This window comes from Methylibium sp. T29-B (assembly GCF_000576225.1).
Lineage (GTDB): Bacteria > Pseudomonadota > Gammaproteobacteria > Burkholderiales > Burkholderiaceae_C > Methylibium > Methylibium petroleiphilum.
In genome coordinates this window covers 1-20,141 of the sequence record NZ_AZSN01000068.1, presented here as the reverse complement: position 1 = coordinate 20,141, position 20,141 = coordinate 1, and the positions used below count along the sequence as shown (strand labels likewise).

Genomic DNA, 20,141 nt, shown 5'->3' with positions numbered 1-20,141 from the left:
GGCACCGAGCAGCACCCACGAGATGTGGGTCTCGACGAGGCGCGCGCCCAGCTTGCGCTGGAGTGCGGCGACGATGCGTTCGCCAGCGGCGAAGGGCGCTGCTTGCGCCCCGGTCTTTGCCGCGGCGAAGGTCGAAAGCGCCTCGGGTCTCATGGGTGGACCGTGATCGGCGCGCCGCGGTCGGCTGCCAGTTCTCGCACCAGGCGCATTGACGCCGTCGAATCCTGCCCCGGTTCAGCCGTGAAGCCGTGGCTGCGCGCCAGCTCGCGCATCGCGGCGTTCTCGTGCAGAACGTCGGCGACGACGCGCTGCGTCCCGTGCCCGCGCAGATGGCGGATCGCCTTGTCCAGCAACAGATGGCCCAGGCCCTGATGCTTCAGGTCCGAGCGCACGAGGATCGCGAGCTCGGCCTCGACGTTGTCCGGGTCGCACACGACGCGCACCACACCGACGGTCTCGGGCGCGCCGCCGCGGGCGGGCGCGAGAAGTGCGATGAAGGCCATCTCGCGTGCGTAGTCGATCTGGACCAGGCGCGCCAACTCGCTGCGCGGCAACTCGCGTCGGCTGCTGAAGAAGCGCAGGCGCAAGTCGCGGGGCTCGACTTGCTCGAAGAATGCGCGGTGGCGCGCCTCGTCTTCCGGCCTGATCGGGCGCAGCAGCAACTCGCGGCCGCGCCACGCCACGGTCTCGGCGAGCTCGGCAGGGTAGGGCGCGATGGCGAACCGCTGCGCGCCGGCGCACGGCGTGCGGCTCACGCGCAGCCGTGCGTCGAGCGCCAGCACGCCGTCGGCGTCGGCCCACAGCGGATTGATGTCGAGCTCGGCGATCTGCGGCAGGTCGGCGAGCATCTGCGAGACCGCGACCAGCACGTCGGCGATCGCGTCGAGCTTCGCCGGCGGATGGTCGCGGTAGCCGGCAAGCAGCTTGGCCACCCGCGTGCGCCCGATTGCCTCGTGCGCTAGGACGCGGTTCAGCGGCGGCAGCGCCACCGCGCGGTCGGCGAGCACCTCGACCGCGGTGCCGCCCTGGCCGAACAGGATCACCGGCCCGAACAGCGGGTCGATGCTGGCGCCGACGATCAGCTCCTGCGCCAGCGGCCGCTTCCCCATCGCCTGGACCGTGAAGCCGTCGATGCGTGCCTGCGGCCGGCTCCCGCGGATGCGCGAGAGCATGCTGTCGGTGGCGTCGCGCACTGCCGCTCCGTCGCACAAGTCGAGGGCGACACCGCCGACATCCGACTTGTGGCTGATGTCGCGCGAGCGGATTTTCAGCGCCACCGGATAGCCCAGTGTCCGCGCTGCATCCTCTGCGGCATCGGCCGACGCGTCGACGGCCAATGTCTTTACCACCGGAATGCCGTAGGCGACCAACACGGCCTTGGCCTCCGACTCGTCGAGCATCTCGCGGCCGGCGTCGAGCGCGCGCGCGATGACGGTGCGGGCCGCGTCGACAGCGGGCGGTCCGTTCTCGCTGGCCGTCGGTGCCTCGGTCAGAAGGGCCTGGTTGCGGCGGTAGGTCACGACGCTGGCGAACGCATGCACGGCCTCTTCGGGGGTCGCGTAGTCGGCCACGCCGGCCTCCTCGAAGATGCGCCGCGCGTCGGTCACGGCGGCGTCCCCGAGCCAGCATGCCATCACGCGATCGGCATCGGGGCGCACGATCGGCGCGCAGGCACGCGCGATGTCGTCGCTGCGCACGATCGCGGTGGGCGCATGCAGGAACAGCACCGCGCCGGTGTCGCGATCGGCGAGCAGCGCCCGCAATGTGTCGGTGTAACGCTGCACGGGCGCGTCGCCGATGATGTCGATCGGATTGGCGTGCGACCAGGTGGCCGGCAGCCCGGCGTCGAGCCGGCTAAGCAGCTCGGGGCCGAGCTCGCGCAGCGGGATGCCGGCGAGCGAGGCCGCATCGGCGGCCATCACGCCGGCGCCGCCGCCGTTGGTCACGATGGTCAGGGTACCGTCGTGGCCGCCGCGAAAGCGCGCCAGCGTCTCCGCGGCCGTGAAGAGTTCCTGCAGCGTGTCCACGCGCAGCATGCCGGCGCGGCGGATCGCCGCATCGAACACGACGTCCGAGCCGGCCAAAGCCCCGGTGTGCGATGCGGCGGCATGGATGCCGTTGCCGGCACGCCCGGCCTTCACGACGACGACCGGCTTGTTGCGCGCGGCCGCACGCGCCGCGGACATGAACTTGCGCGGTGACTCGATGCTCTCGATGTAGAGCAGGATGGAGCGCGTCTGCGGGTCGCTCGCCAGGTAGTCGAGCAGGTCGCCGAAGTCGACGTCGGCATGTTCGCCGAGCGAGACGAGATGCGAGAAGCCGAGGCGCCGCGATCGGGCCCAATCCAGAACGGCGGTGACGAGCGCGCCCGATTGCGAGACGAAGGCGATGTCTCCGGGCAGCGCGTCGGCGTGAGCGAAGCTCGCGTTCAGCCGATGGCGGGTGTGAGCAGACCGAGGCAGTTGGGCCCCAGTACGCGCAGCAGATGCGGCCGCGCGGCGTCCAGCAGCGCCTGCTTCCGCATGGCATCGAGGCCCGCGGTCATCACGATCGCGGCGCGTGTACCGCGTGCGCCGAGCTCGGCGACGAGTGGAGGCAGCGTTTCCGGAGGTGTGCAGAGCACGGCCAAGTCCGGCACCAGGAGGAGGGCCCCGATGTTTGGGACCACGGGCTGTCCGTCCAGGACCGCGTGGTGCGGGTTCACGGCCAGCACCGGCCCCTGGAAACCGCCCGCGCGCAGGTTCCGCCATACGGTACCGCCGACGCTGCCAATGCGATCGGAAGCTCCGATGACGGCGACCGACGAAGGCCGCAGCAGGGCATCGAGGTTGCGGACGGTCACGCGCGAACCCGGTGCTTCACGGCGTGATCGCGATCTTCAGCACGCCATCGCGCTGCTGACCGAAGAGCTCGTAGGCGGTCTCGATGTCGTCGAGCCGGTAGCGGTGCGTGACCATGGCGCCCAGATCGATGCGCCCGCGCTCGATCACCGACATCAGCCGCCGCATGCGTTCCTTGCCGCCCGGGCACAGCGTCGTCACGATCTTGTGATCGCCCAACCCCGCAGCAAAGGCGCCGAGTGGAATCTTCAGGTCGGTGGAGTACACGCCCAGACTGGACAGCGTGCCACCGGGACGCAGAACCCGCAAGCACGACTCGAAAGTCTGCTGTGTCCCCAGCGCCTCGATCGCCACGTCGACGCCGCGCCCACCGGTCAGCCGTGCGATCTCCTCGACCGGATCGACCCGCGAGGCATCGATGACATGATCGGCCCCCATGCGCCGAGCCATCGCCAGACGCTCGGGCAGCCGGTCCACGCCGATCACGACGCTGGCACCGCACAGCTTCGCGCCGGCTGTTGCGCAAAGCCCGATCGGGCCTTGAGCAAACACCGCCACAATGTCACCGATTCGGATGCCTGCACTTTCGGCGCCGCCGAAGCCGGTCGACATGATGTCGGGGCACATCAGCACCTGCTCGTCGGTGAGGCCGTCGGGCACCCTCGCCAGGTTGGCCATGGCGTCGGGCACGCGCACGTACTCGGCTTGGCAGCCGTCGATGGTGTTGCCGAAGCGCCAGCCACCCATCGGCTTCCACCCGTGCGCGGTTCCCGCGCCGTCCTGCGAGCAAGCACCGCAGAGGCAGGCATTGCTCCAGCCGCTGGGCGTGATGGCGCCCGCGACGACGCGCTGCCCTTCCTCGTAGCCCTCGACGGCCGAACCGAGCTTCTCGATCACCCCCACGGGTTCGTGACCGACGGTGAGGCCGCGGGCGACCGGGTACTCGCCCTTCAGGATGTGGACGTCGGTGCCGCAGATGGTCGTGGTGGTGATGCGCACCAGCGCATCGAGCGGACCGATGTCCGGAATCGGCTTGTCCTCGAGGACGATGCGTCCCGGCTCGACGAAGACGGCGGCTTTCATCTTGGGCATGGCTGACTCCTCGAGGTGGGCGGTGCTTCGCATTGTTCGCAACTGCCGTGCGGCCGGCTTGCGCCCGGTCAAGAATTCCGCCGCCCAGGCGGCGTCGGTGCATCGTCGACTCGATGGCGGGCATCGCGGGTTCCCGGCCGATTACCTTGCGGGCGTAGAAGTAGTTGCTGAGCGCGTGCGGGCTCAAGGTTCCCAGGTCGACCTGCCGGCGGCGTCGCACGGGAAACGCAGCCGCGGCCTTCGTGGAAGAGCGAGTGGAAGCGCAGCTGGTAGCCCAGGTCCGCGGCGATGGCACCAGCGCTCATCTCTTGCTCCTCCTGTTTCTGGCGGTCTCGCCATGGGAACAGGACGGAGGGGCGACGACAACACATCGCGACGACGCCGATAACGCGCAGCATCGCTGCGCAACACTGTGTGATCGACCGCGACGATCTGTCTTCAGGCGACCTGCCGGATTGCGGCTGGACGCCCAGCCGCACGCAGGCCTGCCGTCAGCGCCAGCAGGGCCTCTTCGTCGAGCGTCTCCTGCGCCATCAGCGCTGCAGCCGTGCGGTCCAGCATCTCGCGGTTGTCGCGCAGGATCTCGGTGGCGCGTTGCCGGGCGTGGCCGAGCAGCGCCTGCACGGCCGCATCGATGCGTTCGGCGGTGGCCGGGCTGGCGCGCTCGGACAGAGTCGACATGGCGGGCAGACCGACCAAGGGACTCGCTGGCGCATCGGCGTAGGCCACCGGCCCGAGGCCCTCGTCCATGCCGAAGCGCAGCACCATGTCGCGCGCCATCCCGGTGGCGCGCGCCAGATCGTCCGCGGCGCCGGTCGACGGTTCTCCGAAGACGAGTTCCTCCGCCGCCCGGCCGCCAAGCAGCACGGTCAGCCGGTCGATCAGTTCTGTGCGCCGCTGCAGGTGACGGTCCTCGCTCGGGCGCTGCAGCGTGTAGCCGAGCGCGCCGATGCCGTGCGGCACGATCGACACTTTCTGCACTCGGTCGGTGCTTGGCAGTGCGAGTGCGGTCAGTGCGTGCCCCAGCTCGTGGTAGGCGACGAGACGCTTCTCGTCCTCCCCGAGCAGGCCGTGCTTCTTCTCGATGCCGGCCACGATGCGCTCGATCGCGATGGTGAAATCGGCCAGCGTCACGGCATCCGCCCGCCGGCGCGTCGCGACCAGGGCCGCCTCGTTGACGAGGTTCGCCAGGTCCGCGCCGGCGAATCCGACCGTGATCGCGGCCACCTGATCGAGGTCCCAATCGGGCGCGAGGCGGACCTTCGCAGCGTGCACCCGCAGGATCGCGCGCCGACCCGACCTGTCGGGCCGGTCCACGAGCACCTGGCGGTCGAAGCGGCCGGCGCGCAACAGCGCTGGGTCGAGGATCTCGGGCCGGTTCGTCGCCGCGAGCAGCACCACCCCGACGCTCGGATCGAAGCCGTCGAGCTCGACCAGCAACTGGTTCAGTGTCTGCTCACGCTCGTCGTGGCCGCCCACCAGCCCGCCCATGCCGCGCGCCTTGCCGAGCGCGTCCAACTCATCGATGAAGATGATCGCCGGCGCCGCGGCACGAGCCTGCTCGAACAGATCGCGCACGCGCGCCGCACCGACGCGACGAACATTTCGATGAACTCGGAGCCGCTGATCGAGAAGAACGGCACCCCGGCCTCGCCAGCCACCGCACGCGCCAGCAGCGTCTTGCCGGTCCCGGTAGGCCCCATCAGCAGCACGCCCTTGGGCATGCGGGCGCCGAGTCGCCCGTGCGCCTTCGGGTCCCTCAGAAATTCGACGATCTCCTGCAGCTCGGCCTTGGCCTCGTCGACGCCGGCGACGTCGTCGAAGCGCACACCGGTGGACTTCTCCATGTAGACCTTGGCATGGCTGCGGCCGATGCCCAGGAAGCCGGCGCCGCCCTGTTGCCCGTCGATGCGGCGGCTCATGAAGTACCAGAATCCGAGCAACAGCAGCGGCCCGGCCATCCACGACAACAGTTGGGAGAGCCAGTTCGATTCGCGCACGCGCCGGTACGACACGCCATAGTGCGACAGGCGCTCGGCCATCGCCGGTTCGACCAGCTCGGCGACGACGGTCGCCTTGCCGTCGTGAGGCGAGGTGAACCTGGCGCTGATCACCTGGTCGCCGACCTGCACATCGGTCAACTGGCCGTCGCGCAGGTACTGCTCGAACACGCTGTAAGGCACCGCCTCGACGGTGCGCTGGTCGCGCAAGATGCTTCCCAGCAACCAGAGGCCGAGCAGCAGCAGGAGCAGCGTGGGCCAGCCGAGCCAGCGATCGAAGGGGATCTTCACGGCAGCCAGTCTCGCCGCGCGCCAGGGGGGTCCGCTTGCGCTGCGTCAATGGCGGTCGCGCCGGCCGTCCCTACAGTGACGTGCTGGATGGATGGGACGGACCATGACTCAGCAGATCGAGGTCGACGCAGCTCGAGCGCCGCCGGTGCTGGACATTCCCGTGGGTGAGCCCACCGAAGGGTTCGATCGCTGGCTGCACGCGCAACTCGGGCACGCCACGCGCGGCGTCTCGCCGTCGGCGCTGCTGCTCGCCTATGTCGACTGGTTGTCGCACCTGGCGCTGTCGCCGGCCAAGCAGGCCGAGCTGGTGCACAAAGCCTGGCGCAAGGCGCTTCGGCTCGCCTTGTACCTCGCGCATGCAACGAGCCCCGAAGCGCCCTGCTGCATCGAGCCGCTGCCGCAGGACAGGCGCTTCGCCGACCCGGCCTGGCACCAGTGGCCGTTCAACCTGATCTCGCAGTCGTTCCTGCTCACCCAACAATGGTGGCACAACGCCACCACCGGAGTGCGCGGCGTCTCGAAGCACCATGAGGAGGTGGTGACCTTCATCACCCGCCAACTGCTGGACCTGTGCTCACCGAGCAATTTCGTCGCCACCAATCCGCTGGTGCTGCAGCGCACGCTCGCCACCCTCGGCGCCAACCTGGCGCAGGGCGCCGGGCACTGGTGGGACGATTGGGAGCGCCTGAAGGCGGGCCGCCCGAGCGCGGGCAGCGAGGCTTGGGGCGTCGGTGGGAACCTGGCCACTACGCCGGGAAAGGTCGTGCTGCGCAATTCGCTCGTCGAGCTGATCCAGTACACGCCGACCACGCCGAAGGTGCATCCCGAGCCGATCCTGATCGTGCCCGCGTGGATCATGAAGTACTACGTGCTCGACCTGTCGCCGCACGACTCGCTGATCCGGTATCTCGTCGATCAAGGCCACACGGTGTTCTGCGTGTCGTGGAAGAACCCGGGCGAAGCCGAGCGCGACTACGGCATGGAGGACTACCTGCGCATGGGTTTGTACGACGCGCTCGACGCGGTCGGCGCGATCGTGCCGAAACGCCGCGTGCATGCCGTCGGCTACTGCCTGGGCGGCACGCTGCTGGCGATCGGCGCCGCCGCGATGGCGCGCGACGGCGACGAGCGCCTCGCCTCGCTGACGCTGCTGGCCGCGCAGACCGATTTCACCGAGCCGGGCGAGATCGCCCTTTTCATCGACGACAGCGAGGTGGCCTTTCTCGAGGACATCATGTTCGATCGCGGCTACCTCGCCAGCGACCAGATGGCCGGCGCCTTCCAGATTCTGCGCTCCAACGATCTGATCTGGTCGCGCGGTGTGCGCGACTACCTGATGGGTGAGCGCGCGCCCATGACCGACCTGATGGCCTGGAACCAGGACGCCACCCGCATGCCCTACCGCATGCACGCTCAGTATCTGAAGCGCCTCTTCCTGCGCAACGATCTGGCCGCTGTGCGCTTCCGTGTGGCCGGCAAGCCGGTCGCGCTGGGCGACGTGCACGTGCCCGTGTTCTGCCTCGGCACCGAGACGGACCATGTCGCGCCGTGGCGCTCGGTCTACAAGCTGCACGTGCTGACCGACACCGAACTGACCTTCGTGCTGACCAGCGGTGGCCACAACGTCGGCGTCGTCAGCCCGCCGGGCCATCCCCACCGGCACTACCGCGTACGCACCCGCGCCGCGGATGGCAAGTACATCGACCCCGACCTGTATCTCGCGCAGGCCGAGGCAAAGCCCGGCTCCTGGTGGCCCGAGTGGCAACGCTGGCTGGCGAGCCGCTCCGGCCGTCTGGTCACGCCACCGGCCGTCGGCGCGGCCGCGCAGGGCTATGCCGTGCTGGCGGATGCGCCGGGGCAGTACGTGCTGATGCGCTGAGTCTCCGGTGGTGCAGCACAAGGCGCCCGCGACTTGGTGGCTGTTGCCGCTCGACCGGCTGCTGGCGACGCTGCACACGACCCCGCGAGGCTTGACGCAGCGCCAGGCAGCCGCGCGCCTGCGCCGCCATGGCGAGAACCGGCTCGAGCAGGCCAAAGGGTCATCGTTCGTCCGCCGCGTCGCCACGCGCCTGCTGGAACCGCTGACTTTGGTGCTGCTGGTGGCCTCGGGGATCGCCGCCGCGACCGGCGATGCGATCAGCTTCGGTCTTGTCACTGCGGTGGTGCTGGCGAGCATCTGCCTCGACCTGTTCCAGGAGCATCGCGCGGGACGCGCCGTTGAGGCACTGCAACGTTCGGTGGCCTTGCGCGTGCGGGCCTGGCGCGATGGGCGCGAGGTCGAGCTGCCGGCGTCACGCCTGGTTCCTGGCGACTGCGTCATGCTGGCTGCCGGTAACCTGGTGCCTGCCGATGGGCGGTTGCTGGAGGCGAATGACTTCTTCGTCAACGAGGCGTCTCTGACGGGCGAGGCGTTCCCTGTCGAGAAGCGGCCGCGCGCTACTGCCGGGACCGAGCAGGTCGCACTCGGCTGCCCGCACGCCGCCCTGATGGGCAGCAGTGTGGTCAGCGGATCGGCCCGCGTGCTGGTGTGCGCGACCGGGCGGCAGACAGAGCTGGGCCGGCTGGCGCATCGCCTCGCGCAGGCGCCGCCGCCGACAGCCTTCGAACGCGCGACGCGTCGCTTCGGTCTACTGCTGACGCGTGCCACGGTGGCGCTGGTACTGGCCGTCGTTTTCGTCAACCTGCTGAACCAGCGGCCGATGCTGGAATCCTTCCTCTTCGCGGTCGCGCTGGCCGTGGGCCTGACGCCGGAGCTGCTGCCGATGATCGTGTCGGTGACACTGGCCCGCGGTGCCGCGCGCTTGGCGCGCCGCAAGGTTGTCGTCAAGCGGCTCGCCGCGGTGCAGGACCTCGGCGCGATGGACGTGTTGTGCACCGACAAGACCGGGACCCTGACCGAGGCGCGCTTGCGCGTCGAGCGTGCGCTCGATGCCGAAGGCCAGCCGAGCTCGCGCGTGCTCGAACTGGCGTGGCTCAACAGCCACTTCGAGACCGGGCTGAAGAGCCCGCTGGACGACGCCATCCTTGCCCACGGCCAGCTCGATGCAGCGGGCTGGCGCAAGCTCGATGAAGTGCCCTTCGACTTCGAGCGGCGCCGGGTCTCGGTGCTGGTCGAGCGCGCGGGCTCCCGGCTGCTCGTGGCCAAAGGTGCGCCGGAAGACATCTTGCGCCTGTGCGTGGGTGTCGAGCAGGGTTCGGGCATCGCGGCGTTAGACGCAGCGCGCCGTATCTCCATCGAACGCCTGTTTGCGCAGTGCGGCGAGCAGGGCCTGCGCCTGCTGGCCGTGGCCACGCGGTGTATCGACAACGCAACGACGGATGTCACGGCGCGCGACGAACACGACTTCATCTTTGCCGGCTTCGTCGCGTTCACCGATCCGCCCAAGGCGTCTGCGGCCGAGGCGCTGCGCTCGCTGCGGGCGCACGGCGTGGCGGTGAAGATCGTCACCGGCGACCACGAAGCCGTGGCCCGGCACCTGTGCGGCGCGCTGTCCCTGCCGCTTGGCGGCGTGTTGACCGGCACGCAGATCGCCGCACTCGACGACCATGCGCTGCGCGCCGCGGCGTCCGATGCCACCTTGTTCTGCCGCGTGACACCGGAGCAGAAGAACCGCATCGTGCGCGCGCTTCAGGCCGGCGGGCATGTCGTCGGCTACCTCGGCGACGGCATCAACGACGCGCCGCCGCTGCACTCGGCCGACGTCGGCATCTCGGTCGACGGCGCAGTCGACGTCGCCAAGCAGGCGGCCGATCTGGTTCTCCTGGAGCAAGACCTCGCGGTGCTGTGCGACGGTTTGCGTGAAGGCCGGCGCACCGTGGTCAACGTCGGCAAGTACGTGAAGATGGCCACCAGTTCCAACTTCGGCAACATGGTCAGCATGGCAGCCGCCGCGGTGTTCCTGCCGTTCCTGCCGATGCGGCCGGTGCAGATCCTGCTCAACAACTTCCTCTACGACCTGTCGGAACTCGCGATCCCGACCGACCGCGTGAGCGTCGCCCAACTGTTCGTGCCGCAGCGCTGGGATGTCGCCGAGATCCGCAACTTCATGTTGTGCTTCGGCACGCTGAGCTCGGTATTCGACCTCGCCGCGTTCGCGCTGATGGTGCTCGTTCTGCACGTCCCGGCCGCCGTCTTCCAGAGCGCGTGGTTCGTGCAGTCGATGGCCACGCAGGTCCTGGTCATCTTCCTGATCCGCACGCCGCACGCCGCGTGGCGCGATCGGCCCTCTGCCTGGCTGGCGGCGAGCAGCCTCGCGATCACGGCGCTGGCGGTGGCGATGCCGTGGCTCCCCTGGCCGATGCCTTCGGCTTCGTGCCACTGCCGTTGCCGGCGCTGGCGATGATCGTCGCGCTGACGCTTTCCTATCTGGCCGCAGTCGAGCTGGCCAAGCATGCACTCGGCGCGTTCCAGCGCGTCTCGTTTCCGCAAGATCGCACGTTGCCCATCCCGGCGGCCGATCCGCGTTGATGGCGGGTCGTGGCATCCAGCACGCCGGATTGCCCGCAGGGTTCCGGCGCTTGCGCAGCTTGACGGAGCGCAAGGCGGGCGGCGGGCAAGCAGCAGGTTCATCGGCTGCGAGGCCACCGAGAGCAACGCTGCCGTTATGCAGCGGTCCAGGACGCCGGTGCCGACCGAGCCAAGCACCAACCCGGCGAACACGCCGTGGCCGTGCGAGCCCATCCCAAACAGGTCCGGCTGCTCCTTGTCGACCAGCGATGCGATCTCTCCGGCCGGATGGCCGACGACAGGCAGGTCGCGGCTGCCGCCCGCTCGTTCGGTTGGCTTGACCTGGCGCAAGCCGTGCGCCGGAGCGAATCCTAGACTGACCTTGCCGCTGCGTGTCGTGCAGCGACTCAACCAATGGAGCTGACCATGAATGACCTCGCCCGCCTCGACGATTTCTTCCCCGAGTTCTTCCGCCGCTTCGCGCGCACCGTGCCCACCTCGTTGGCGGCCGACATGCCGGCCGAGATCAAAGTCGACGTCACCGAGAACGACAAGGACTACCACGTTCGCGCATCGATTCCTGGCGCGAAGAAGGATGACATCCGCGTCTCGGTCGACGGCAACTACGTTTCCATCAGCGCCGAAGTGCGCAAGGAGAAGGAGGAGAAGTCCGGCCGCTCGCTACTGAAGGAAACCTACTACGGCAGCGCATCGCGCGGGTTCTCGCTGGCGCACGAGATCGACGACAAGGCGGTTGTCGCGAAGCTGGAAGATGGCGTGCTGAAGCTGACCCTGCCCAAGCGCGACGGTGCCGGCTCCCGCGTCATCGCGATCCAGTAGTCGAGGTCACCATGTGCCTCGACGACGTACCTCCGAGCGAAGAACTGCTGCGTCGCCTGCGCGAGTCCGGTGGCTTTTGAAACAGCCGCACCTCGCGTTCGGCTCGGCCGCGAAGGCATTGCCGCGGTTGACCGAAACGGCGGTGTGGGGCCTTTCGCTCGCGATGGCGATGGCGTCCGGCGCCGCAGCGGCCGGGGACGTCGAGGTCGACGATGGCCCGCCGACCTCGACGCCGTTGGCCGACGTCTTCGTTGCTGAGGTGGACCGCCGCCTGGCGCCCGGCGCGCAAGAGGTGATCGAATGGCGCGGCCTGCTGCAGCGGGCTTTCGCGGTCGCCGGGGTGGCTGTGCCAGACGGACAGTTCGTGCTCATGGTCGACCGTGCGCCGCATGCACAGGCCGCCGTGCTGTGGTGGCTGCCGCCGCAGGGTGGATTCGACGCGGCGCGCGTGGTCGGCGCCAGTCCCGTGTCCACCGGACGCGCCTCAGGGTACGACCATTTCGAGACGCCGCTGGGGGTCTTCCCTCACACGTTGGCCAATCCCGACTTCCGTGCCGAAGGCACGCCCAATGCGCAGGGCATCTGCGGCTACGGCGCGCGCGGCATGCGCGTCTTCGACTTTGGATGGCAGCAGGGCTGGCGCGGGTGGGGCGGCGGTGGATGGGGGCAGATGCGCCTGCAGGTGCACGCCACCGATCCGCAGCGGCTCGAACCGCGCCTGGGCACGCAGCAGTCCAAAGGCTGCATCCGCATCGCCGCCAGCCTGAACCGCTTTCTCGATCGTCACGGCGTGCTCGATGCCGACTACGACGCGGCCGTCGCCCGCGGCGAGAGCTTCTGGGTCCTGCGTTCCGACCGACTCATGACGCCCTGGGCGGGACGCTGGCTCGTGGTCGTGGATCGAGAGGGCAGCGGGCACTGATCAGGGCGTGGTGACCCCGGCGCGTTGCAAGACCGCACGTGGGCGATCGACCTCGTCGAGGAGGTCTCTCCTCACGGCCACGCTTTGCAGGTTGGCTTCGACGTCGCGTTGCAGCCGCCGGATGCTGGAAGCGGGCCTTGTCAGCCATGTGTCTCGGGCTCCTCGTCGCCGTGCTACCGGTCGAGGTCGTCGCTGAAACCCCGACCAGGACCATCCACCGCCTCGCCGGTGCGCACCGGCAGCGGCAGGCCTCGCGCGGCGAGGGCGTCGCGCAGTGCCACCCGGCATTTCAGCAACCAGGCCTCGCGCCGCGGGTGGGATTCGGGGCTGGTCAGCCAAGCGGGTTCGACGATGAAGAGCGCCCGCGCGGCGTCGCCGCGCGCTGCCTCGGCCGGCGGCGCGTGGTCTGCCACGCGCAGGTCGCCGTTTGAACCAGACAATGGCCCGGCTCACGCGACCGCGCCGTTGCGGATGGCCACTGCGCGCTCGCGGATCGCCTGCTTCTGCGCGTCGTCCAGACGCGCCACGTTCTTCACCTGCAGCACCATGCGCGGATTGCCGGCCAGCGTCGCCTCGTGACGCATCAGGAAATCCCAGTACAGCGTGGTGAACGGGCAGGCCTTCTCGCCTGTGCGCTGGGCGGGGTCGTAGCGGCAGCCCTGGCAGTGCGGGCTCATGCGCTGGATGTACTTGCCGGTCGCCACGTAGGGCTTGCTGGCCATCAGCCCGCCGTCCGCGTACTGGCTCATGCCCAGGGTGTTGGGCAGTTCCACCCATTCGACGGCGTCCACGTACACCGCCAGGTACCAGGCGTGCACCTGCTGCGGCTGCACGCCCAGCATCAGCGCGTACAGGCCGGTGACCATCAGGCGCTGGATGTGGTGCGCGTAGCCGTGCTGCAGCGTCTGCGTGATCGCGTCGCGCAGGCAGGCCATCTCGGTGTCGCCGGTCCAGTACCAGGCGGGCAGGTCCTCGCAGGCGTCCAGTGCATTGAGCTCGGCATAGCCCGGCATGCGGGTCCAGTAGATGCCGCGCACGTACTCGCGCCAGCCGAGGATCTGGCGCACGAAGCCTTCCACGCCGGCCAGCGGCGCGGCGCCCCCGCGGTAGGCCGCTACGGCCGCGTCCACGACCTCGCGCGGATTCAGCAGCTTCAGGTTCAGCGCGGCCGCCAGGTGGGCGTGGTACAGCCAGGGTTCGCCGGGCCACATGGCGTCCTGGTAGCGGCCGAACAGCGGCAGGCGCTCGGTGATGAAGCGCTGCAGCGCGACGAGTGCATGTGCACGCGTCACCGGCCAGGCAAAGCCATCGAGTCGGCCGGGATGGGTGCCGAAGCGCTTCTCGACCAGCGCGATCACCTCGCGCGTGAGCGCATCGGGCTCGAACACCGCACGCGGCGGCACGGCGCCCGGGCCGGCGGCACCGAAGGCCTCGCGGTTGTCGGCATCGAAATTCCACTGGCCGCCCTCGGGCTCGTCTCCGTGCATCAACACGCCGTGGCGCTTGCGCATCTCGCGGTAGAAGTACTCCATGCGCAGCGCCTTGCGGCCGCGCGCGTGGGCCGCGAACTCGCGCACGCTGCCGTAGAAATGGCGGTCCTCGCGGATCTCGAGCGGCAGGCCCTGCTCCTGCGCCACGCACTTGATCGCCTGCAGCACGCGCCAGTCGCCTGGGGCCGTCATCACGAGGCCGGTGGGGCGCAGGCGTTCGATGTCGGCGTGCAGCTGCGCCTGCAGGCTGCCGTGCGTGGCGGGATCGTCCAGCGCGGCGTAATGCAAGGCTCGCCCGGCCGCACGCAGGGCGAGCGCGAAGTGGCGCATCGCGGCGAGGAACATCACCGTGCGCGGTTGGCTTGACCACACATGCGCCGATTCCTCGGCCACCTCGGCCATCCACACCGCGTCGCGTGCTGCGTCGAAGCCGTCGAACGCCGCAGCGTGCAGATCCAGCTGATCGCCCAGCACCACGACCAGGTGGCGCATCTCAGTCACGGGTTCCCTTGGCGCGCCGGCAGGCGTCGGAGCAGAACTTCACCTCATCCCAGGTGCGCGCCCAGCGACGGCGCCAGCTCATCGGCCGGCCGCAGGCCACGCAAGGCTTGCTGGGCAGGGCGGCCTTGTTGCCGCGGAATGCGGGGGTGGACGATGTCATTGGCGGCGAGCCCGAACCGAACTCCGAATCGACTGTGCGGGCTCCGAAGGATGCCATCCGGAGGCGGTCGAAGCTGGAGCAGGGGCGTTGCGCAAGCGTTGTGCTTGCCGCCGTCGACGGCCTGAACTGCGAAGCCGAACGACGTCTTGGGAAGTTGCTCGGTCAGTCCCTTGGACAGCGCAGCTCCTGCGGCGTTGCTCATCCCGACCGGCAGCCAGACATTCCAGCGACGGCGTCGCGGCGCTTCAGCGACGGATGCGCTCGTAGCGCACGAAGTGATAGGGCCAGGGCGCGCCGTCGGTGTGGCTTTCGCGCGCGGCTTCGGAGAAGGCATTGCGGTCCCAGGCCGGGAAGTGCGTGTCGGCGTCCGGCACGCCGATGTCGACCTCGGTCAGCACCAGTCCGTCGGCGCGCGGCAGCGCCTGGGCGTAGAGCTCACCGCCGCCGATGACGAACACCCGCTCCGCTTCGCGCAGGCGCTCGAGCGCGGCGTCGAGCGAGGGCGCGGCCTCGGCGCCGTCGGCCTGCCAGGCGGCATTGCGCGTCACCACCACGTTGCGGCGGCCCGGCAGAGGCCGGAAATGCGGCGGCAACGACTCCCAGGTCTTGCGGCCCATCACCACCGGACAGCCCAGCGTCGTGCGCTTGAAGTGAGCCAGGTCCTGCGGCAGGTGCCACGGCATCGTTCCGGCACGGCCGATGGCGCCGTCGCGCGCCACCGCGGCGATCAGCCAGAGTTCCATCGGGAGGTCTCAGACCGCGACCGGCGCCTTGATGGCCGGGTGCGGGTCGTAGCCGATGATCTCGAAGTCCTCGTAGGCGTAGTCGAAGATCGACGGCGGCCGGCGCTTGATCTGCAGCGTGGGGTAGGGGCGCGGCGCGCGCGAGAGCTGCAGCTCGACCTGCTCGCGGTGGTTGCTGTAGATGTGGCAGTCGCCGCCGGTCCAGACGAAGTCGCCCACCTCCAGGTCGCACTGCTGCGCCAGCATGTGCGTCAGCAGCGCGTAGCTGGCGATGTTGAAGGGCACGCCGAGGAAGATGTCGGCGCTGCGCTGGTAGAGCTGGCACGACAGCCGACCCCGAGCCGAAGGCGAGTCGCCGGGCGCCACGTAGAACTGGAAGAAGGCGTGGCAGGGCATCAGTGCCATCTTCGGCAAGTCGGCCACGTTCCACGCGCTGACGATGATGCGCCGCGAATCAGGGTTGGTCTTGAGCTGCTTCACTACCTCGGCGATCTGGTCGACGTGGCCGCCGTCCGGCGTGGGCCAGCTGCGCCACTGCACGCCATAGACCGGTCCGAGGTCGCCGTCGGGCGCGGCCCACTCGTCCCAGATCGTCACGCCGCGTTCCTGCAGCCAAGTGGCGTTCCCGTCGCCGCGCAGGAACCACAGCAGTTCGAGGACGATGCTCTTGAGATGGACCTTCTTGGTCGTGACCAGCGGGAAGCCCTCGCGCAGGTCGAAGCGCATCTGGTGGCCGAACACGCTGGTGGTGCCGGTGCCGGTGCGGTCGGCCTTGACCACACCGTGGTCGCGCACGTGGCGCAGGAAGTCCTCGTACTGGGAGCGGGCGGGGCGGGGCGAGGGGGAAGGAAGAGCTGACATCTGCAGATTGTAGGCAGCGGGCCCCGCGGCCGCGCCGGGTCAGGACTTCGGGGCGGCCGGGGCGCCGGCCTGTTCCGGCTCGCGCAGCAGGATCTCCACGCGGCGGTTCTTCGCGCGCCCGGCCTCGCTGGTGTTGTCGGCGATCGGCTCGTGCGAGCCGCGGCCCGAGGTCTCGATGCGTGCCGGCTGGATGCCACGGCCGGCAGATAGTCGCGCACGCTCTGCGCGCGGTCGACCGACAGCGGGTTGTTGATCGCGTCGCTGCCGGTGCTGTCGGTGTGGCCGATCACGCGCACCTGCAGCGCCGGGTCGTTGGCCAGGCCGTTGGCAAAGCTGTCGAGCACGGTGCGCAGTTCGGGCTTGATGGCCGACTTGCCGGTGTCGAAGGAGATGTCGCTCGGCACGTTGAGCTTGAGCTGGTTGTCGGCGGTGCGCGTCACGTCGACGCCGGTGCCTTGCGTGGACTGCTCCATCGCGCGGCGCTTCTCTTCCATCTTCTTGGACCACACGTTGCCGGCCACCGCGCCGCCCAGCGCGCCGATCGCCGCGCCGGTGGCCGCGCCTTTCTTGCTGTCGCCGATCAGCACGCCGGCCACCGCACCGACGGCCGCGCCGATGCCGGCGCCCTTGGCGGTGTCCTGCTGCTCCTGGCTCATGTTGGCGCAGCCGCTGGCCAGCAGCGCGGCCGCGGTGAGCGCGACGATCGAGAGCGTGGGGATCGAGGTGCGGGAGGAGGTGATCGTCATGGCAATTCCTTCGAGGTCCAGGATCGTCTTTGTACGGCGCGGCGCCGGGGGCGCTGCAAGCGTTCGTTACAACGCGCCCGTCTCAGGCGTCGTTGACCGTCATCGCCGGCGCATCGGAGAACTGCGACGCCGCCAGCCGCTGGTAGAGCCCGCTGCGGGCCAGCAGTTCCGTGTGCGTGCCGCTGTCCACCACGCGCCCGGCGTCGAGCACCACGATGCGGTCCGCGTGCATCACCGTGCCCAGCCGGTGGGCGATGACCAGCGTCGTGCGGCCGCGCATCGCCTCGTCCAGCGCGGCCTGCACCGCGCGCTCGCTTTCGCTGTCGAGCGCGCTGGTGGCCTCGTCCAGCAGCAGCAGCGGCGCGTTCTTCAGGATCGCGCGGGCGATCGAGATGCGCTGGCGCTGCCCGCCCGACAGCCGCACGCCGCGCTCGCCCAGGAAGCTGGCATAGCCCTCGGGCAGGGCGCGGATGAAGGTGTCCGCGTGCGCGGCGCGCGCGGCGGCGATCACCTCGTCGTCGCTCGCCTCGGGTCGGCCGTAGCGGATGTTCTCCATCGCGCTGGTCGAGAAGATCACGCTGTCCTGCGGCACCAGGCCGATGCGCGAGCGCAGCGCGCCGAGGTCGGCCTCGCGCACCGGCACGCCGTCGATCGCCACCGTGCCGCCCTGGGTGTCGTAGTAGCGCAGCAGCAGCTGGAACACCGTGCTCTTGCCGGCGCCGCTCGGGCCCACCAGCGCCACCGTCTGGCCCGGCTCCACGTCGATCGTCACACCGTCCAGTGCCGGCGTCAGCGGGCGCGACGGATAACGGAACACCACATCGCGCAGGCTCACGCGCGAGCCGATCGGCGCTGCGGCCAGCGCGCGCGGCCGGGCGGGGCTCTCGATCGGCGAGCGCGTGGCCAGCAGTTCCATCAGCCGCTCGCTGGCGCCGGCGGCGCGCAGCAGGTCGCCCCACACCTCGGCCAGCACCGCCACCGAGCTCACCAGCAGGATCACGTAGACCACCGTCTGGCCCAGGTGGCCGGCGCTGATCTCGCCGCGGATCACCGCCTGCGTGCCCTGGTACAGGCCCCACAGCAGCGCGCCGAAGGTGGCCGTGATGATGAAGGCCACCAGCCCGGCGCGCATGCGAGTGCGCCGCACCGCGGTGGCGAAGGCGCGAGCGGTGGAGGCGTCGAAGCGCTGCGCCTCGCGCGCCTCCTGCGTGTAGCTCTGCACCACCGGCACGGCGTTCAGCACCTCGGCGGCGATCGCGCTCGAATCGGCCACGCGGTCCTGGCTGGCGCGCGACAGGCTGCGCACCTTGCGGCCGAACCACAGCGCCGGCAGCACCACCAGCACCAGGATGCCCAGCACCTGCGCCATCACCACCGGGTTCGTGATCACCAGCATGACGAGCGCGCCCAGGCCCATCACGGTGTTGCGCAGGCCCATGCTGAGGCTGGAGCCCACCACCGTCTGCACCAGCGTCGTGTCGGTGGTCAGGCGCGACAGCACCTCGCCGGTCTGCGTGGTCTCGAAGAACTGCGGGCTCTGCTTCACCACATGCGCATACACCGCGTTGCGCAGGTCGGCCGTGATGCGCTCGCCGAGCCAGGTGACCATGTAGAAGCGCAGTGCCGAGAACACGCCCAGCGCCGCGCCCACGCCGAACAGCGCGAAGAAGTGGCCGCGCAGCGCCAGCACGCGCTTGCCGGGGTCGCTGCTGACGAGGCCCTGGTCGATCAGCGCCTTCAGCGCCACCGGGAACACCAGCGTGGTCAGCGCGGCCCCCACCAGGAACAGCCCGGCCAGCACGATGCGGCCGCGGTAGGGCTTCAGGAAGGGCAGCAGGCCGCGCAAGGGGCGGACCGAGCGCGCCTTGGCGCCGGCGCCGGCAGCGGCGCCGCCTGTGACGGCCTGGGACATCGTGGAAGTGGAAGAGGCCATGGGGCCCGCAGTGTAAGCAGCCCCCGCCGTGGGGCCCTGACGCTGCGGCCCTGCGCGCGGCGCGGCTACAGCTTCAGCGGGCTCGCATAGCCGGTCATTTCCAGGTAGCCACGGCCGATGCGCGTGCCGCTGGAGGCCTCGAACAGGTCGCTCAGGCCCTCCCAGTAGACCGAGCCGGTCGAGCCGCGGCTGTCGAGCTCCTGGGCGTCCAGACGGGCGCGCACGTGGTGCGAGCCGGCCGGCGTGTCGAGCTGCCATGCCACCGCGTACTCGGCCTGCGTGGCCGGGCTGCGCCAGCGCCGCAGTGGCGTGAAGCGCACCTCGTCGGGCCCGAACGCGCGCACCGCGCCGCCGTGCGGCCGGAAGCTGCCGCCGGCCCACAGCGCCGAGCCGTCGGCGCGGCGCAGCCGGAAGGCGGTGAGGGCGCCGCCGTCGTCGAGGTTCATGCCGACCCAGTCCCAGCCCACGGCGTCGGGGTGCATCAGCGCCTCGCTCCATTCGTGGTCGAGCCAGGCGCGGCCGCTCACCGCGAGCGCGCGGCCCTCGACGCGCAGCGTGCCGCCGACGGCGAGCTGTGGCTCGCTGAGGTAGTGGCTCGCCTGCTCGGGCGCCGGGCCCTTGCGCGAATAGCTGGCGTCGCCCTGCAGCAGCACCGGCTGCGTCGCGTCGAGGCGCAGGTCGAAGGAGAAGCCTGCGTGCCGGCGTCGACCACGGCGCGGTAGTGGTGCGCGCTCGGAGAGGATTTGCCGTCGCGTACCAGTTGCCACCCGCGCAGCCGCACGTCGGTGTCGGTGGTGGCGGCCTCGGCGATGCCGAAGCCGGCGCGGGCGATGCGCTGGTCGTGGCGCAGCCGGCCGGCCCGGGGATCGGTGAGCGCGGCGTGCGCGAACAGCAGCTGCCGCGCGGCGAAGCGGCTCGGGTGGTCGGCGGTCGCCACGTCGGTGCGCGACCGGAAGAAGGTGATCTGAAACCCGAAGGGTTCGGCGGAGCCAAAACCGAAGGGCTCGGGCGTTGCGGCGGTCTCGAGCCAGCCGGTCACGTACCACCATTCGGTGCGGTACTCAGGGTGCGAGCCGAAATCGCGCGGCAGCACGATGGGCGTGCCGGCCCGCACCACCGGCGCCGCGCGTGCGGTGCCCACGCCCAGCCCGAAGCCCGGTGCACAGGCCAGCAGCAGCGCGCGGCGCGACAGCGGCAGGGGCTGGTCGTTCACCAGTCTTCCTTCACCGCGAGCACCGCGTCCTGCGAGACCGCGCGACGCGCCGCGACGGCCGC

General features: G+C 70.2%; 15 protein-coding genes and 4 pseudogenes. 5 read left to right on the top strand and 14 right to left on the bottom strand.

Annotated features, from left to right (window positions below):
* Positions 1-149: 149 nt before the first annotated feature.
* From Y694_RS12270 to ftsH, 4 genes and pseudogenes are all read right to left on the bottom strand, one after another.
* Positions 150-2,348: a GNAT family N-acetyltransferase gene (locus tag Y694_RS12270; protein ID WP_310732235.1), complete on the bottom strand. Its 2,199-nt coding sequence runs from the start codon at positions 2,346-2,348 to the stop codon at positions 150-152.
* 80 nt (positions 2,349-2,428) lie between these two features.
* The gene (locus tag Y694_RS26765; protein ID WP_310732234.1) at positions 2,429-2,842 is read right to left on the bottom strand and encodes a CoA-binding protein; all 414 of its coding nucleotides are present in this window, start codon (positions 2,840-2,842) and stop codon (positions 2,429-2,431) included.
* 16 nt (positions 2,843-2,858) lie between these two features.
* On the bottom strand, positions 2,859-3,932 hold the full coding sequence (locus Y694_RS12265) for an NAD(P)-dependent alcohol dehydrogenase (RefSeq protein WP_011829657.1): 1,074 nt from the start codon (positions 3,930-3,932) through the stop codon (positions 2,859-2,861).
* 438 nt (positions 3,933-4,370) lie between these two features.
* Positions 4,371-6,223: pseudogene (ftsH, locus tag Y694_RS12260) on the bottom strand (ATP-dependent zinc metalloprotease FtsH).
* Positions 6,224-6,326: 103 nt separating this feature from the next.
* Between ftsH and Y694_RS12255 the strand changes: the two are divergent.
* From Y694_RS12255 to Y694_RS26510, 3 genes are read left to right on the top strand one after another with little or no spacing between them, the layout of a single operon-like run.
* The gene (locus Y694_RS12255) at positions 6,327-8,102 is read left to right on the top strand and encodes an alpha/beta hydrolase (protein WP_231497661.1); all 1,776 of its coding nucleotides are present in this window, start codon (positions 6,327-6,329) and stop codon (positions 8,100-8,102) included.
* A 7-nt stretch (positions 8,103-8,109) separates the two neighbouring features.
* Entirely contained in the window at positions 8,110-10,566 is a 2,457-nt protein-coding gene (mgtA, locus tag Y694_RS12250) for a magnesium-translocating P-type ATPase (protein WP_231497660.1), read from the top strand.
* Positions 10,563-10,691, top strand: coding sequence for a hypothetical protein (locus Y694_RS26510; RefSeq protein ID WP_255343810.1), 129 nt, complete (start codon positions 10,563-10,565; stop codon positions 10,689-10,691). The genes mgtA and Y694_RS26510 overlap by 4 nt, the downstream gene beginning before the upstream one ends.
* Before the next feature lie 150 nt (positions 10,692-10,841).
* Here the strand turns inward: Y694_RS26510 and Y694_RS25835 are convergent.
* Positions 10,842-11,021, bottom strand: a pseudogene (locus Y694_RS25835) (universal stress protein); the annotation flags it as partial.
* 75 nt (positions 11,022-11,096) lie between these two features.
* Here Y694_RS25835 and Y694_RS12245 point away from each other — a divergent pair.
* Together Y694_RS12245 and Y694_RS12240 are read left to right on the top strand one after the other, a co-directional pair.
* Positions 11,097-11,510 carry an Hsp20/alpha crystallin family protein gene (locus Y694_RS12245; protein WP_231497659.1) on the top strand — a complete coding sequence of 138 codons (414 nt, stop codon included), beginning with the start codon at positions 11,097-11,099 and terminating at the stop codon, positions 11,508-11,510.
* A gap of 76 nt (positions 11,511-11,586) precedes the next feature.
* The gene (locus Y694_RS12240; RefSeq protein ID WP_310732233.1) at positions 11,587-12,432 is read left to right on the top strand and encodes a L,D-transpeptidase family protein; all 846 of its coding nucleotides are present in this window, start codon (positions 11,587-11,589) and stop codon (positions 12,430-12,432) included.
* A 173-nt stretch (positions 12,433-12,605) separates the two neighbouring features.
* Here the strand turns inward: Y694_RS12240 and Y694_RS12235 are convergent, their stop codons facing one another.
* The 9 genes and pseudogenes from Y694_RS12235 to Y694_RS12210 form a co-directional block, all read right to left on the bottom strand.
* Positions 12,606-12,845, bottom strand: coding sequence for a deoxyribodipyrimidine photo-lyase (locus tag Y694_RS12235; protein WP_036232823.1), 240 nt, complete (start codon positions 12,843-12,845; stop codon positions 12,606-12,608).
* Positions 12,846-12,881: 36 nt separating this feature from the next.
* The gene (locus tag Y694_RS12230) at positions 12,882-14,414 is read right to left on the bottom strand and encodes a cryptochrome/photolyase family protein (RefSeq protein WP_036232821.1); all 1,533 of its coding nucleotides are present in this window, start codon (positions 14,412-14,414) and stop codon (positions 12,882-12,884) included.
* A gap of 1 nt (position 14,415) precedes the next feature.
* On the bottom strand, positions 14,416-14,505 hold the full coding sequence (locus Y694_RS27200; RefSeq protein WP_409072481.1) for a DUF2256 domain-containing protein: 90 nt from the start codon (positions 14,503-14,505) through the stop codon (positions 14,416-14,418).
* Positions 14,468-14,785, bottom strand: coding sequence for a hypothetical protein (locus Y694_RS27195; RefSeq protein WP_409072482.1), 318 nt, complete (start codon positions 14,783-14,785; stop codon positions 14,468-14,470). The genes Y694_RS27200 and Y694_RS27195 overlap by 38 nt, the downstream gene beginning before the upstream one ends.
* A 43-nt stretch (positions 14,786-14,828) precedes the next feature.
* A complete protein-coding gene (locus Y694_RS12225; RefSeq protein ID WP_036232820.1) occupies positions 14,829-15,326 on the bottom strand; it encodes a dihydrofolate reductase in 498 nt (165 codons plus the stop codon).
* Positions 15,327-15,335: 9 nt separating this feature from the next.
* Entirely contained in the window at positions 15,336-16,187 is an 852-nt protein-coding gene (locus tag Y694_RS12220) for a thymidylate synthase (RefSeq protein ID WP_011829646.1), read from the bottom strand.
* Positions 16,188-16,226: 39 nt separating this feature from the next.
* Positions 16,227-16,933: pseudogene (locus Y694_RS23440) on the bottom strand (OmpA family protein).
* Positions 16,934-17,015: 82 nt separating this feature from the next.
* On the bottom strand, positions 17,016-18,845 hold the full coding sequence (locus Y694_RS12215) for an ABC transporter transmembrane domain-containing protein (protein WP_051495741.1): 1,830 nt from the start codon (positions 18,843-18,845) through the stop codon (positions 17,016-17,018).
* Positions 18,846-18,931: 86 nt separating this feature from the next.
* A pseudogene (locus tag Y694_RS12210) lies at positions 18,932-20,079 on the bottom strand (lipocalin-like domain-containing protein).
* Between the last annotated feature and the right edge of the window lie 62 nt (positions 20,080-20,141).

Coding starts and splice junctions, on each gene's coding strand:
- Y694_RS12265 (WP_011829657.1), bottom strand. CDS start 3,932: ATGCCCAAGATGAAAGCCGCCGTCTTCGTCGAGCCGGGACGCATCGTC.
- Y694_RS12255 (WP_231497661.1), top strand. CDS start 6,327: ATGACTCAGCAGATCGAGGTCGACGCAGCTCGAGCGCCGCCGGTGCTG.
- Y694_RS26510 (WP_255343810.1), top strand. CDS start 10,563: ATGATCGTCGCGCTGACGCTTTCCTATCTGGCCGCAGTCGAGCTGGCC.
- Y694_RS12245 (WP_231497659.1), top strand. CDS start 11,097: ATGAATGACCTCGCCCGCCTCGACGATTTCTTCCCCGAGTTCTTCCGC.
- Y694_RS12230 (WP_036232821.1), bottom strand. CDS start 14,414: ATGCGCCACCTGGTCGTGGTGCTGGGCGATCAGCTGGATCTGCACGCT.
- Y694_RS27200 (WP_409072481.1), bottom strand. CDS start 14,505: ATGAGCTGGCGCCGTCGCTGGGCGCGCACCTGGGATGAGGTGAAGTTC.
- Y694_RS27195 (WP_409072482.1), bottom strand. CDS start 14,785: ATGAGCAACGCCGCAGGAGCTGCGCTGTCCAAGGGACTGACCGAGCAA.
- Y694_RS12225 (WP_036232820.1), bottom strand. CDS start 15,326: ATGGAACTCTGGCTGATCGCCGCGGTGGCGCGCGACGGCGCCATCGGC.
- Y694_RS12220 (WP_011829646.1), bottom strand. CDS start 16,187: ATGTCAGCTCTTCCTTCCCCCTCGCCCCGCCCCGCCCGCTCCCAGTAC.
- Y694_RS12215 (WP_051495741.1), bottom strand. CDS start 18,845: ATGTCCCAGGCCGTCACAGGCGGCGCCGCTGCCGGCGCCGGCGCCAAG.